The 13,353-nt window shown below is 74.7% G+C and carries 15 protein-coding genes and 2 pseudogenes; 11 read left to right on the forward strand and 6 right to left on the reverse strand.

Annotation, left to right across the window (positions count from 1 at the left end; genetic code table 11):
- Positions 1–71: 71 nt before the first annotated feature.
- The 5 genes from U6N30_RS20100 (at position 72) to U6N30_RS20120 (ending at position 2,580) form a co-directional block, all read left to right on the forward strand.
- Entirely contained in the window at positions 72–926 is an 855-nt protein-coding gene (locus U6N30_RS20100; RefSeq protein ID WP_324273676.1) for a DUF1206 domain-containing protein, read from the forward strand.
- Between the two features lie 9 nt (positions 927–935).
- Positions 936–1,637, forward strand: a complete 702-nt coding sequence (locus U6N30_RS20105) for a DNA alkylation repair protein (RefSeq protein WP_324273677.1) — start codon at positions 936–938, stop codon at positions 1,635–1,637.
- A gap of 78 nt (positions 1,638–1,715) precedes the next feature.
- Positions 1,716–2,174 (forward strand): DUF1206 domain-containing protein, encoded by a 459-nt coding sequence (locus U6N30_RS20110; RefSeq protein ID WP_324273678.1) that lies wholly within the window; start codon positions 1,716–1,718, stop codon positions 2,172–2,174.
- Complete coding sequence (locus U6N30_RS20115; protein ID WP_324273679.1) at positions 2,102–2,458, forward strand: DUF1206 domain-containing protein; 357 nt, start codon at positions 2,102–2,104, stop codon at positions 2,456–2,458. Before U6N30_RS20110 ends, U6N30_RS20115 begins: the two co-directional genes overlap by 73 nt.
- A complete protein-coding gene (locus U6N30_RS20120; RefSeq protein ID WP_324273680.1) occupies positions 2,392–2,580 on the forward strand; it encodes a DUF1206 domain-containing protein in 189 nt (62 codons plus the stop codon). Before U6N30_RS20115 ends, U6N30_RS20120 begins: the two co-directional genes overlap by 67 nt.
- Positions 2,581–2,596: 16 nt before the next feature.
- Here U6N30_RS20120 and fabG read toward each other — a convergent pair whose 3' ends face one another.
- The 4 genes and pseudogenes from fabG to U6N30_RS20140 all read right to left on the reverse strand — a co-directional run bounded on the left by fabG (position 2,597) and on the right by U6N30_RS20140 (position 5,128).
- Positions 2,597–3,349 carry a 3-oxoacyl-ACP reductase FabG gene (fabG, locus tag U6N30_RS20125; protein WP_324273681.1) on the reverse strand — a complete coding sequence of 251 codons (753 nt, stop codon included), beginning with the start codon at positions 3,347–3,349 and terminating at the stop codon, positions 2,597–2,599.
- Positions 3,346–4,080: an acetyl-CoA C-acyltransferase gene (locus tag U6N30_RS20130; RefSeq protein WP_324273682.1), complete on the reverse strand. Its 735-nt coding sequence runs from the start codon at positions 4,078–4,080 to the stop codon at positions 3,346–3,348. The genes fabG and U6N30_RS20130 overlap by 4 nt, the downstream gene beginning before the upstream one ends.
- Before the next feature lie 146 nt (positions 4,081–4,226).
- Positions 4,227–4,562, reverse strand: a pseudogene (locus U6N30_RS20135) (thiolase family protein); the annotation flags it as partial.
- 179 nt (positions 4,563–4,741) lie between these two features.
- The gene (locus tag U6N30_RS20140) at positions 4,742–5,128 is read right to left on the reverse strand and encodes an STAS domain-containing protein (protein ID WP_324273683.1); all 387 of its coding nucleotides are present in this window, start codon (positions 5,126–5,128) and stop codon (positions 4,742–4,744) included.
- A gap of 206 nt (positions 5,129–5,334) precedes the next feature.
- Here U6N30_RS20140 and U6N30_RS20145 point away from each other — a divergent pair, with 206 nt between their 5' ends.
- Positions 5,335–5,634 carry a hypothetical protein gene (locus tag U6N30_RS20145; RefSeq protein ID WP_324273684.1) on the forward strand — a complete coding sequence of 100 codons (300 nt, stop codon included), beginning with the start codon at positions 5,335–5,337 and terminating at the stop codon, positions 5,632–5,634.
- A gap of 223 nt (positions 5,635–5,857) precedes the next feature.
- Positions 5,858–6,238: a hypothetical protein gene (locus tag U6N30_RS20150; protein WP_324273685.1), complete on the forward strand. Its 381-nt coding sequence runs from the start codon at positions 5,858–5,860 to the stop codon at positions 6,236–6,238.
- 56 nt (positions 6,239–6,294) lie between these two features.
- On the opposite strand, the gene U6N30_RS20155 is transcribed toward U6N30_RS20150, so the two are convergent.
- Both U6N30_RS20155 and U6N30_RS20160 read right to left on the reverse strand, forming a co-directional pair.
- Entirely contained in the window at positions 6,295–6,516 is a 222-nt protein-coding gene (locus tag U6N30_RS20155; RefSeq protein WP_324273686.1) for a hypothetical protein, read from the reverse strand.
- Complete coding sequence (locus U6N30_RS20160) at positions 6,513–9,269, reverse strand: sacsin N-terminal ATP-binding-like domain-containing protein (protein ID WP_324273687.1); 2,757 nt, start codon at positions 9,267–9,269, stop codon at positions 6,513–6,515. The genes U6N30_RS20155 and U6N30_RS20160 overlap by 4 nt, the downstream gene beginning before the upstream one ends.
- Positions 9,270–9,467: 198 nt before the next feature.
- Between U6N30_RS20160 and U6N30_RS20165 the strand changes: the two genes are divergently transcribed.
- The 4 genes and pseudogenes from U6N30_RS20165 (at position 9,468) to U6N30_RS20175 (ending at position 13,206) form a co-directional block, all read left to right on the forward strand.
- Entirely contained in the window at positions 9,468–9,902 is a 435-nt protein-coding gene (locus tag U6N30_RS20165) for an ATP-binding protein (protein WP_324273688.1), read from the forward strand.
- A 154-nt stretch (positions 9,903–10,056) separates the two neighbouring features.
- A pseudogene (locus U6N30_RS35595) lies at positions 10,057–11,117 on the forward strand (aldehyde dehydrogenase family protein); the annotation flags it as partial.
- A 107-nt stretch (positions 11,118–11,224) separates the two neighbouring features.
- Positions 11,225–11,587, forward strand: coding sequence for an aldehyde dehydrogenase family protein (locus U6N30_RS34295; protein WP_422677960.1), 363 nt, complete (start codon positions 11,225–11,227; stop codon positions 11,585–11,587).
- Entirely contained in the window at positions 11,584–13,206 is a 1,623-nt protein-coding gene (locus U6N30_RS20175) for a GMC family oxidoreductase (RefSeq protein WP_324273689.1), read from the forward strand. The genes U6N30_RS34295 and U6N30_RS20175 overlap by 4 nt, the downstream gene beginning before the upstream one ends.
- The last annotated feature ends 147 nt before the right edge of the window (positions 13,207–13,353 follow it).

Raw genomic sequence — 13,353 nt, forward strand, 5'->3', positions numbered from 1 at the left:
CTTCGGCAGGCACCGGGACCGCGCCGTGTGCCACGCTGAGCCGTTGCTGTCCCCCGAAGAAGGAACCGGTCATGAGCGCACAGGGAACGGCCCGTTCCGCCGCCGGGAGCGCCCGTCAGGCCGGTGACAGCGACGCCCTCGAGCACCTGGCCCGCGTCGGCCTGATCGCCTACGGCGTGGTCCACCTGCTGGTGGCCTGGCTGGCCGTGCAGCTGGCGTGGTTCGGCGGCTCCGGCGGCGAGTCCGCCGACCAGTCCGGCGCCATGCAGACCCTCGCCGAGTCGCCGGTCGGGAAGCCGCTCCTGTGGGTCGTCGCCGCCGGGCTGATCGCCCTGGCTGCCTGGCAGGCTGCCGAGGTGCTGCGCTGGCGGCACGGCTGGTCCGCGTCCGGGAAGACCCGCACGACGGCCCTCACGAGGACCGGCAAGGCGATCGTCAAGGCGGTCATCTACGCCGCGTTCGCCGTGCTCGCCATCCGCTTCGCCACCGGCGGCGGGCAGTCCAGCTCCCAGTCGGAGCAGCAGACGACGGCCGGGGTCTTCGGTTGGCCGGGCGGCCGGTGGCTCGTGGGTATCGCCGGGCTCGTGGTCATCGGCGTCGGCGCGTACCACGTCTACAAGGGTGTGACGAAGCGCTTCCTCAAGGAGATCGACACCACCGACTGCTCGCACTCGGCCGTGCGGCTCGTGACGCGGCTCGGCCAGGTGGGCTTCCCGGGGAAGGGCATCGCACTGGCGGCGGTCGGCGGGCTGTTCGCCTACGCCGCGATCACGTTCGACCCGTCGAAGGCGCAGGGCCTCGACGGGGCGCTGCACACGATCCTCGACCTCCCCTTCGGCCAGATCCTGCTGACCCTGGTCGCCATCGGGATCGCCGCGTTCGGCGCCTTCTGCCTGGTGCGGGCCCGCTACCCCGAACGCACCTAGGAGTCGCAGATGTCAGGCACCACGACGGCAGGGACGACGGGCGCAGGGACGACGGTGCCCGAGGTGATGGCCGACCTGGCCGCGCTCGAGGACCCGAGGGTGCGCGCCGTGAACGAGCGACACGGTGACGACCACGGCGTCAACCTCGGCAACCTCCGCGCGCTGGCGAAGCGGCTGAGGACGCAGCAGGACCTCGCGCGGGAACTCTGGGCGACCGGCGACACCGCGGCGAGGCTGCTCTCGCTCCTGATCTGCCGCCCGAAGGCGTTCGAGCGCGACGAGCTCGATGCCATGGTGCGCCAGGCCCGCGTCCCGAAGGTGCACGACTGGCTGGTGAACTACGTGGTGAAGAAGAGCCCGCACAGCGAAGAGCTGCGGACTGCCTGGTGGGCGGATCCGGATCCGGTGGTCGCGAGTGCCGGCTGGGCGCTCACCAGCGAACGGGTGAGAAAGTCGCCGGAAGGCCTCGACCTCGCGGGTCTGCTCGACGTCATCGAGGCACGGATGACGGAGGCCCCGGACCGTCTGCAGTGGGCGATGAACACCTGCCTGGCCCAGATCGGCATCGAGCACGCCGAGCTCCGGACCCGTGCGCTCGACATCGGGAAACGGCTCGGGGTCCTCGAGGACTACCCGACGCCGCCGGGCTGCACGTCCCCGTTCGCGCCAATCTGGATCACCGAGATGGTCCGCCGTCGGCACGGCACGTAGGACGCCGGGGTCGTCCAGGAGGTCAGGGACGTCCCCTCCCCGGTCGCTCCCGGTCCCCGCGTCGCGCAGGATGCCCCCGTGCCCTTAGTCCGCTCCGCGCTCGACCGCGTGCACGACGTCGTCGAGCGGGCCCGGACCGTCACCGACCACCCGGTGCTCACCCACCTGGCCCGCGCGGGGCTGATCGCCTACGGCGCGATGCACCTGCTGATCGCCTACCTCGCGGTACGGATCGCCTGGCGGCTGCGCGGCGCCGACGCCGACCAGACCGGCGCGCTGCAGACGGTCGCCGACGGCCCCGGCGGCAGTGTGCTCCTGTGGGCCATCGGCCTCGGGATGCTCTCCTCGCGCTGTGGCAGGCCGGTGAGGTGCTGCTGTGGTGGCGGGGCCTGCTCGACCGGTCGCACCGGCTGCGCACCGCCGTCGTCTGCGTCAAGTGCCTGGCGAAAGCGGCCGTGTACGGCGTGCTCGGAGGAACCGCCCTGCTCTTCGCGGCCGGCGCCGGGTACGAGGCAGACGAGCGGCTGCAGGAGCTGACCGACGACACCCTGCTGATCCCCGGCGGGGCGGCGCTGGTCGTCGTCGTCGCCCTGGGGGTGATCGCCGTCGGGCTCTACACGCTCGTGCGCGGGTTCACCGCGGGCTTCATGCGCGACATCGACCTGCCGGCCGCTCCGGACCGCTGGGAGCCGCTGATCGAGGGATCGGCCGGATCGGGTACGTCGCCAAGGGCATCGCGTTCGGCCTGGTCGGCGTGCTGCTCTGGCGGGCGGCCCTCTCGGCCGACGTCTCGACGGCGACCGGCCTCGACGGCGCCATGACCGCGATCGCCGGGGTGCGGGCAGGGCCGTGGCTGCTCACGGCGATCGCGGCCGGCTTCGCCGCGTTCGGCGTCTACGCCCTCGCGCGGGCCCGCTACCCCGACCGCGACCCTTCCTCGTGACCGGCGCCGCCCGCGCTCAGTTCTTCGGGCCGCCGGCGACGTAGACGACCTGGCCCGACACGAAGCCGGCGCCCTCGCTGACGAGGAACGACACGGTGTGCGCGATGTCCTCGGGCTGCCCGGCCCGTGCCACCGGGATCGCCGCGGCCCGCTTGGCCACGTACGGCTCCCACTCCTCGCCGATCCGCTCGGCGGTCGCCTTCGTCATGTCGGTGACGATGAAGCCGGGCGCGATGGCGTTGGCGGTGACCCCGAACTTGCCGAGCTCGATGGCCAGCGTCTTCGTGAAGCCCTGCAGCCCCGCCTTCGCCGTGGCGTAGTTGGCCTGGCCGCGGTTGCCCAGCGCGGACGTGCTGGACAGGTTCACGATCCGGCCCCACCGCGCGTCGATCATGTGCTTCTGCGCCGCGCGGGTCATCAGGAACGAGCCGCGCAGGTGCACGTGCATGACCAGGTCCCAGTCGGTGTCGCTCATCTTGAACAGCAGGTTGTCCCGGGTCACCCCGGCGTTGTTCACCAGCACCACCGGTGGGCCGAGCTCGGCGGCGATCCGCTCGACGGCGGCCTCCACCTGCGCCTCGTCACCGACGTCGGCGCCCACCGCCAGGCCCCGGCCACCCGCGGCCTCGATCGCCTCCACCGTGCCGCGGGCGTCGTCCTCCTTCAGGTCGAGCACCGCGACGGCGAAGCCGTCGGACGCCAGCCGCAGCGCGGTGGCCGCCCCGATCCCGCGGGCCGCCCCGGTGACGATCGCGACGCGGGCCGTCACGAGGACACCCGCTCGAACAGCGCGGCCAGGCCCTGGCCGCCGCCGATGCACATCGTCTCCAGCCCGTAGCGGGCCTCGCGGCGGTCCATCTCGCGCAGCAGCGTGGCGAGGATCCGCCCACCGGTCGCCCCCACCGGGTGGCCGAGGGAGATGCCGGACCCGTTGACGTTGGTGCGCTCGAAGTCGCTGTCGGTGAAGCCCCACTCGCGGGTCACCGCGAGCACCTGGCTGGCGAACGCCTCGTTGAGCTCGATCAGGTCGACGTCGGAGAGCTTCACGTCGGCCAGGGCCAGCGCCTTCGCGGTGGCCGGGACCGGGCCGATGCCCATGGTCGCAGGCGGCACGCCGGCGACGGCCCACGAGACCAGCCGGGCCAGCGGCCGCAGCCCCAGCTCGGCGGCCTTCTCCGGAGTGGTGACGATCGCGATCGCGGCGCCGTCGTTCTGGCCGCTGGCGTTGCCGGCGGTGACGGTGGCCTCCGGGTCGTCCCGGCCCATGATCGGGCGCAGCTTGGCGAGGGTCTCGACGCTCGAGTCGGGGCGGATGTGCTCGTCCCGGTCGACGACGGTGTCGCCCTTCCGGCCCTTCACGGTGACCGGCACGATCTCGTCGGCGAACCGGCCGGCCTCGACCGCGGCGGCCGCCCGCTGGTGGCTGCGCACGGAGTACTCGTCCTGCTCCTCGCGGGAGACCGTGTACTCCCGGCGCAGGTTCTCCGCCGTCTCGAGCATGCCGCCGGGGACCGGGTGGTTCTGGCCGCCGGCGGTGACGCGACCGCGGGCCAGGCCGTCCTGCAGCAGCACGCCCGGGCCGGCCTTGACCCCCAGCGCATCGCCGTCGAGTAGAAGGGCGCGTTGCTCATCGACTCGGCACCCCCGGCGAGCAGGAGGTCGGAGGCGCCCGACTGCACCTGCATGGCCGCGTAGAGGACCGCCTGCAGGCCCGAGCCGCAGCGCCGGTCGATCTGGATGCCCGAGGCGGTGACCGGGAGCCCGGCGTCCAGCGCCGCCACGCGGCCGATCGCCGGCGCGTCCATCGTCGGGTAGCAGTGCCCGAGGATCACGTCCTCGACCGACTCCGGCGGCAGGCCGGTGCGCTCGACGAGCGCACGGATCACCGTCGAGGCGAGCTCCTGCACCGGCACGTCCCGAAGCGATCCGCCGAAACCCCCGACCGGGGTCCGCAGCGGCTCGCAGATGACCGCATCTCGCACGATGGCCCTCCCTGTTGCTCCACGACCGAGCCCGCCCCGTCCGATGAGGAGGGCGGCACCGAGTCTCCACCCCGGCTGCGTGGCGCGCGCGAGCGCCCGGACGAGCGCCCCGTGGAGGAGGGGTCAGGACCGGACGATCAGACCGTGCGGATCAGGCCGTGCCGATCAGGTCCAGCGGATCAGGCGACACCCTGCTGGGTGGGCAGGGTGGACGCGTCGTCGACCCGCTCGGCCTTCAGCAGGTCCCACAGGCCGGTGATCTGCAGTGGACGGATGACCGCGCGGGAGGAGGCGAGCACCCGCATGGTCACGTCCTGGCGGACGGCGCGCCGGTGGGCCGCGGCGAGCACGCAGAGCCCGGCGGAGTCGAGGAAGGTGACCCGGCCGAGGTCGACGGTGAGCTCCCGGACGTCGCCGTCGAGGAGCGCGTCCAGTTCCTGGCGCAGCACGGGCGCGGAGGTCGAGTCGACCTCGCCGGTGGCGGTGACGCAGACGACCGGGCCGGAGCCGGAGACGGCCACGGAGACCAGCTCGGTGGTGGAGGGTTCGAGCGACGATGCGGTCACGGGCTGCCTCTCGGGCCTGATCCGGACCAGTGACGGAGCCCTCGGGAGGGCGGCGGAACTGGCGAGACGGCTGACTGGTTGAACCGCTGGCCCCGACGGTAGGGACCGGATGGTTGCTCCGCAAGACCCTGACGATCACACGTGTCCCAGTCGTCACACGGGGAGGCGGCACCGGTTCCCCGGGAGGACGGCGGATACTCGTCCCCGTGTCGGGTCGGTGGCTCCTGGGCGGTGCACTCGCGGTTCTCGGGTCGGTCGCGGCCTTCCTCCTCCTCGATCCGGTCCTCGCCGCGTTCGTGGCGATCATGCTGGGGACCGTCGCGGTCATCGGCGTCCTCGCGAGCAACTGGGACGACCACTCGACGTTCGAGGAGCGCGAGCTGGAGCGCGCCCGTCGGCGCAAGGAGAAGTGGGAGCGCGGCGCGGACGCCCGCGCGCGCGACCGCGCGAAGTGGGAGGCCCACCGCGCCCGCCAGCAGGCGAAGGACTCCGCGCGGGGGCAGTAGTGCCCGCCGTGGATATTCGCTCGACCCGTTGGGGTCGACGTCTTAGCGTCCCCGCCATGCGGTACTTCGTGCGCCTGCGCACCGTCTGAGCTGACGCCCCTCGGAGCGGTTCCCGCCGCCCGCCGTCCGCGCCCGTGAACGTTCCGGGCGCTGCTCGTCCCCAGCCCGTCCCGGGCCCCTGCACGCCCGCGGGCACCCGCATCGCTACGCCCGGAGGTTCCCCTTGTCACGCCCGTCCCTGATCAGCGACGGCCCCGCGGCCGCCGCCCGCTCCTCGGTGCCGGAGTCCGCCACGGCGGCGTTCGACCGGCTCGCCGGCGCCGTCCTGGCGTCACCGTCCGCCCCGCTGGGGCCGCTGCTCCGGGCCCAGCTGCCCGGCACCGCCGGCGTCCGGTGGCTGCGCCAGGAAGGACTGCCGCCCACCACCCGGCCGACCGCTCTCACCGCGGCGCAGTGGCTTGCGTTGTACGAATGCTGGCGCCATGCCTCCCGCGCGCCCGGGCCGCCTCCACCCGGTGGCCGTTCCGGGAGGCGGCCGTCCACGCACGGTCACGCGCCCGGCGCCGCGGCCATCCCCGCTGGGGCCAGTGAGCGGGAGGCATAGGTACCTTTACCCCCTTCCGGGCGCCCCGGACGGGGGTAAAGGTACCTATGCCTCGGTCAGCCGATCGCGTCCTCGGCCGCCAGGTCGAGGGCGCGATCGGGGAAGGCGAACGCCTCGGCCAGCGCCTGCCGTCGCGACCACGCCCCGGCCCGCCAGGCCAGCGCGCGCCCGAGGCCCTCGGGGCTGCTGTCGACGTGGTCCCCGTCCTGCGCGGGCCACCAGGCGACCCGCTGCCCGTCGACCCGGAGGTCGTCGTGGAGGACGACGTCGCCGGTCAACCCTCAGCGCCCAACCGGGCGGCGGCCAGCGCCGCGCCGGGCAGCCCGGCCCACGGGCGGCGGTCGCCCTGGGCGGTCACACCGCCGCGCACCCGTTCGCTCGCCAGCGGCAGGTCCAGCAGGTCCGCGACCGCCCCCGGGGCGCCCCCGGCCGGCACCACGGGCACTCGGACCAGTGGCTGCAACCACGGCAGGTCCAGCACGACCGCGTCCGTCACCACCCGGTCCGGCGCGACCCGCACCCGCTCGGGCGGGTCGACATCGATCCCGTCCAGGGCCCCGGCGAGCCGGGCGTAGACCGTGCGCAGGACGTCGGGCCGGACCGTCCGGACCGGATCGCCGAGCCGGTCGAGCAGGTCGATCGCCGCATCGACGTCGGCCAGGACGTCGGCCACCGACGCCGGCGGCCGCAGCAGCGCGAGGACCTCCGGCGCGGCCGCTGCCGGTTCGTACAGTCCCTGTAGCTCGGTGCTCCCCGGGTCGCGCAGCCGATCGGGTCGCTCCCCTGCCAGCACCGGATGGGTCGACAGCCACCAGCGCAGGTAGCCCGGGACTGCCACGCCGTCGAGCACGACGTCCGCCCAGGCCCCGGCCGGCAGCGCGGCCACGAGCGGCAGCGCGCGGTCCCAGTCGGTGACCAGTTCGAGGTCCCGGACGGCGGTCAGCGCCGGCCACCGCGGTGGCGGCCCGTCCGGGGGCAGCCGGTCGAGCACCTCGTCCACCCATCGGTCCGCATCGTCCACGTCCAGGTCGTCGGGGTCCTCCGCGTGCACCAGCCCGAACGTGTCGAGCACGCCGACGGCCCGCAGGGCATCCGGGTCCGCGGTCGCGGCCATGTCGTCGTCCAGCACCCCCAGCGAGCCCTCGGCGAGGACGTCGGCCAGCACCGACCCGGGCCGCACGAGCTCACCGGCCGGCGCCCAGCCCCGTCGGCGTCGGGTAGCGCCAGCTCGGCCAGCCAGGGCAGCTCCCCGCCGCCGGACGCGCCGCCGCGACGAGCGCGAGCACGGCCTCGGCCAGCTCGTCCGGCTCGGGCGCCCCTCGAGCGGGTCGTCGACGGCGTCCATCGAGGCCCCGACGGCGGCGCGCACGGCCGGGTCGGCCAAGACGGTCCGGGCGGTGGCCGGCTGGGCGCCGAGCCGTTCGAGCAGCCGGCGGGCCTCGGCGGGCGCCACCGCGTCGGGCTCGGCCAGCCGCAGGCCGAGCGGAGCGAGCCGGTGGACGGGGAGCTCCGCATCCGGCAGCAGCACACCGGCCGGGCCGTGCGCGGTCCGGCCGTCGGCGAGCGGAACCGGCAGGGCGGCGAGCTCCTCGCGGTCCGCGCCGTCCAGGGCCGCGTACAACCCGGCCCACCACGACGCCGGTCGCGCCACGCCCCGCACGGCCTCCACCGCCTCGGCGACCCCGATCCGGCGCACCCCCAGCGCGGTGAGCGTGCGCGCGTCCGAGCGCCGGGACCAGCCGGCCGGGAGCAGACCCGGGACGACGTCGCCCAGCGCAGCCACCCGTTCCTCGGTCGGGTCGTCCAGCGCCGTCGCGCGCTCCGGCGTCTGCCGCGCCTCCCGGTCGGCCGCCACCGGCAGCCAGGCGAGCGCCCGCAGGCGGTCGAGGAGGGCGCCGCACAGCGCGGCGTCCAGCTCGGCGCCGGCCAGCCCGACCCGGGGCACCAGCGCGAGCACCGCCGGGTCGGCGGGGAGGCCGGCCACCAGATCGGCGCAGGTGGCGGCGGCGGACTCGACCAGGGCGTCGGTGACCGGCCCCGCAGCGACGTGCCGGCGGTCGGGATCCAGCGGGAACGGCGCGATCAGCCGCACCGGCAGCGACAGCGGCTCGTCGCTCGGCGTGGGCGCGTGGACGACCTGGCCGGGAGGGAGCGGTGCGGGCCGCCCGTCGTCGTCCAGGGGCACCGCAGCGGTGACCGTCCAGGCGCGACGGGCCCGTTCCTCCACCGGCCGGTCGGCCAGCAGCTGCGCGGCCAGTTCGCCGGAGCGTTCGGCCACCGCCCACGTCGTCGTCCCCGGGCCGTCGGTGAGGCGGGCCGAGCCCGGCGTGCGCTCGATCCGCAGGCCGCGCACGACGCCGTCGACGACGACGTCGACCGCGCTCAGGCCGGGCAGGGCGAGCAGCACGTCGGCACGGAGGTCGGCCAGCGCCGCCGCGACGACCGGTACGGCGCCGTCGCGCAGCGGCAGGACGACCTCGGTCGCGTACCCGTCCGGAGGCCGGTCCGCGGTGGGCCACGGGAGCCGCAGCACCGGCACCCCGCCTGCCCGGCGGGCGACCTCGGCAGCGAGGGCCGGCACCGCGAGGACCTGCTTGCGCGTCGGGTCGGCGCCGAACCGGACGCCGCCCGTCGTCGACAGCAGGGCCGGCTCGTCGCTGACGGCGAGGACCGCCGCGAAGCCGACGCCGAAGCGCCCGACGGCGGCCGTCTCGTCCCGCTTCGCCGAGGCGCGCAGCGTCGCGAGCCCCTGCACCCCGGCTGCGTCGAGGGGCGCACCCGTGTTCGCCGCGCACAGCGTCGTCCCCCGCAGCTCCAGCCGCAGCTGCCCCCGGACGCCCGCCCGGACGGCCGCGTCGGCCGCGTTCTGGGCCAGCTCGACGAGCAGCCGGTCGCGGTAGCCGCCCCGGACGAGGTCCTCTTCGGCGTTGGCGTCCTCGCGGAACCGGGCCGGGTCCTCTCGCCACGCCGACAGCACCCGCTGCCGGATCCCGGCGGTGCCGAAGGGGTCGCCATCGGTGGCCGTCGACATGCTCCGACCCTCCCTGCGGGCCCGGCGAGCCCTCCCGGGCATGGACCCTAGTTCGGCGGTGTCACCGGCCGTCTCCAACTACCGGGTGATATGGAGGTTCGCCCCCTCCGGGAACGGGCACGGCAGCGGGGCACGACCACGACCGAGACCACGGCGTGGCAGGGGTGGACCGGAGGAATTCGGCCCGACGACGAGGCGGTGGCAGTGGCGCTCTGGCAGTCCGCGCCGTCCCCGTTCGGGTTCCGCGAGCTGTGGTGCCAGGAGCTGCACTCGCTCGCCGAGCTCGCGAAGCTGCGCGCCCGCCTGCGGTCCACTCTCACCGGCAGCCCGACCGTCGTCCACCCCGAGCGGGAGCACTGGTCGGAGCGGCTGGTGCTCATCGCCGACGAGCTCACCTCCAACGCACTCCGGCACGGCGGTGCCCCCGTGGCCACGGCGCTGAGCCGGACCGGCAACCAGTGGCTGCTGGCCGTCAGCGACTCCTCCACCGAGGTGCCGCCCACCCCGGCCCAGGGCCGTGATCCCAGCCTCGGCGGCTTCGGCCTCTACCTGGTCGCCGATCTGTCCGCCCGGCACGGCTGGTTCGGGAACCGGAGCACCAAGACCGTCTGGGCAGTGATCGACGCCGACTGAGCAGGACTCGACCGGGGCCCGGTGCAGCGCCCGGCCGGTGCTGAGCTCCACGGTGGCCGACCCGTGTCCGGCGAGCTGGGTCGCCCGGTCGGGTCTCCTCCTGCCCGCCAAGTGACCCGCGGGTAACCTGCGCCACATGTCGCTCGTCGAGCAGATGGACACGGTCACCGACGCTTCCGCCGGCACCGTCGACCGCCACGCCACCACCCAGACCTTCGAGTCCACGAACCCCGCCTCCGGCGCGGTCGTCGGCGTCTTCCCCGTGCACGACACCGACGCCGTGGCCGAGACCGTGGAGCGCGCCCGCACGGCCGCCGCCCGTTGGGCCGAGCTCGGCTTCGACGGGCGCAAGGAGCGGCTGTCGGCCTACCGCGGCTACCTCGCCCGGCGCATCAACGAGCTCGCCGACCTGGTCCACCGCGAGAACGGCAAGCCGCACGCCGACGCGATCCTCGAGATCACCCTGGCGATCGACCACCTGGCGTGGGCGGGCGCGCACGCGCGCAGGTCGCTCGGCCTGCGCCGGGTGAAGGCCGGGCTGCTGGCCGCCAACCACGCCGCCTACCTGGAGTACCAGCCGCTCGGCGTCATCGGCGTGATCGGCCCCTGGAATTACCCGGTCTTCACGCCGATGGGCTCCATCGCCTACGCGCTGGCCGCCGGCAACGCCGTCGTCTTCAAGCCGTCGGAGCACACCCCGCCGTGGGCGCCTGGCTGGCCGCCGCCTGGCGGGCCGCCGTCCCCGACTGCGAGGACGCGTTCCAGGTCGTCACCGGCTTCGGTGAGACGGGGGCCGCGCTGTGCCGCGCCGGCGTCGGCAAGCTCGCCTTCACCGGGTCCGCCCCCACCGGCCGCACGGTCATGGCCGCCTGCGCGGAGACCCTCACCCCCGTGCTCATGGAGCTCGGCGGCAAGGACGCGATGATCGTCGACGACGACGCCGACGTGGTCGCCGCCGCCGACGCCGCCGTCTGGGGGTCGATGAGCAACGCCGGGCAGACCTGCATCGGCATCGAGCGCGTCTACGCCACCAGCGCCGTCTACGACCGGTTCGTCGCCGAGGTCACCGCCCAGGTCCGCACGCTGCGCCCGGGTTCGGACGCCGAGGCCACCTACGGCCCGATGACCATGGCCTCGCAGGGCGACATCGTCCGTCGGCACGTCTCCGATGCCGAGGTGACCGGCCGGGTGGTCCGCGGCGAGGCCGACCCGAGCCTCTTCCCCAACGAGAACTACCTCGCCCCCGCCGTGCTGCTCGACGTCCCCGACTCCTCCCCGCGATCTGCGAGGAGACCTTCGGGCCGACGCTGGCCATCACCAAGGTGCGCGACGCCGAGGAGGCGCTGGAGCGCGCCAACGCCACGTCCTACGGCCTGGCCGGCTCGGTCTTCTCCGGCTCCAAGGCGACGGCGATGGACCTCGCCCGCCGGATGCGCAGCGGCATGACGTCGGTGAACTCGGTGCTCACCTTCGCCTCGATCCCCGCCCTGCCCTTCGGCGGCGTCGGCGAGAGCGGCTTCGGCCGGATCCACGGCGAGGACGGGCTCAAGGAGTTCACCCGCGCCAAGGCGATCACCCGCCAGAAGTACGCGCTGCCGGTGAACCTGATGAGCTTCAGCCGCCCCGCCTCGGCCACCGACGCCGTCGCCCGCGTCATGGGCATGCTCCACGGGCGCCACCGGTGAGCGCCCCCGACGTGGGCGACGAGTTCGACGTCGTCGTCGTCGGCGCCGGGTCGGCCGGGTGCGCGGTCGCCGGCCGGCTGTCGGAGGACCCGACGCTGCGGGTGCTGCTGCTGGAGGCCGGCGGTTCCGACGACGTGCTCGAGGTGCAGATCCCGGCCGGGCTCTACAAGACCTGGCGCACCCGGCTGGACTGGAACTACACGACGGAGCCGCAGCCGGGCCTCGACGGCCGCAGGCTGTTCTGGCCGCGCGGCAAGCTGCTGGGCGGGTCGTCGTCGATCAACGCGATGATCTACATGCGCGGCGCGGCAGCCGACTACGACGAGTGGGCCGAGCTCACCGGTGATCCGTCCTGGTCCTACGACCACGTGCTGCCGCTGTTCCGCCGCATGGAGGACAACGCCCGCGGCGCCGACCGCTTCCACGGGGTGGGTGGCCCGCTCCGGGTCGAGGACCTGCGCTCACCGCACCCGTGGACCCGCGCCGTCGTCCGGTCCGCCGTCGCCGCCGGCTACCCGCGCAACGACGACTTCAACGGTGCCACCCTCGAGGGCGTCGGCCCGTACCAGGTGACCCAGCGGCGCGGCCGCCGCTGGTCCTCGGCCGCCGCCTACCTGCACCCCGCCGAGCAGCGGCCGAACCTGACCGTCCGGACCGGGGCGCTCACGACTCGGGTGCTGCTCGAGAACGGCCGGGCGACCGGCGTCGAGTACCGCGCCGGCGGCCGGGTGCACACCGCGCGCGCCAGCCGGGAGGTCGTGCTCTCCGGTGGCGCCATCAACAGCCCCCAGCTGCTGATGCTCTCGGGGATCGGCCCGGCCGACCACCTGCGCGAGGTCGGCGTCGACGTCGTCCACGACCTGCCGGGCGTCGGGGGCGGGCTGCAGGACCACCCGCTCGTGCCGATCGTGTCGACCGTGCGGTCGGGGAAGTCGCTCCGGCTGGCCGAGTCGCCGGGCAACATGGCGATGTGGAAGGTCGCGGGCCGGGGCCCGCTGACCTCCAACCTCGCCGAGGCCGGGCTGTTCACCCGGTCCGACCCCGGGCTGGCCGAGCCGGACCTGCAGTTCCACTTCCTGCCGGTGAAGTTCTGGAAGCAGGCGGAGATCGACCCGGACGCCGAGGCCTTCAGCACCCTGGTCGTGCTGGTGCACGTGCACTCGCGCGGCTCGGTGCGGCTGCGCTCGGCCGACCCGACGTGGTCGCCGGTCATCGACGCCGGCTACCTCACCGACGAGCGGGACCTCGACGCCCTCGTGTCCGGCGTCGAGAAGGCCCGGGACATCGCGTCGGTCGGCCCGCTGGCCTCGGTGCTCGACGAGGAGTGGTCGCCGGGCGCCGCGGTGCAGGGCCGGGACGCGCTGCGCGAGTCGGTGAAGAACACCCTGGAGTCGCTGTACCACCCGGTGTCCTCGTGCCGGATGGGCACCGACGAGCAGGCGGTCGTGGACTCGCAGCTGCGGGTGCGCGGCATCGAGGGCCTGCGGGTCGTCGACGCCTCGGTCATGCCGACGCTGGTGCGGGGCAACACGAACGCACCGACGATGATGATCGCCGAGCGCGCCGCCGACCTGATCCTGGGCCGCACCGTCGACCCCGCCCTTGCCGCCGCCGGCTGATCCCGAGGGCAGAGATGGCCATGTCCGCCCGACGGGGTCAGCCGTGCGCCTGGGCGGCTGCGGCTTCCTCGCGGTCGGTCGGCGAGGCCGTCTCCGCGGGCGGGGAAGGTTGCGGCGGATGGAGATCGAGGCGGCCGCCGCCAGCAT

The organism is Blastococcus brunescens (assembly GCF_035320885.1).
Lineage (GTDB): Bacteria > Actinomycetota > Actinomycetes > Mycobacteriales > Geodermatophilaceae > Blastococcus_B > Blastococcus_B brunescens.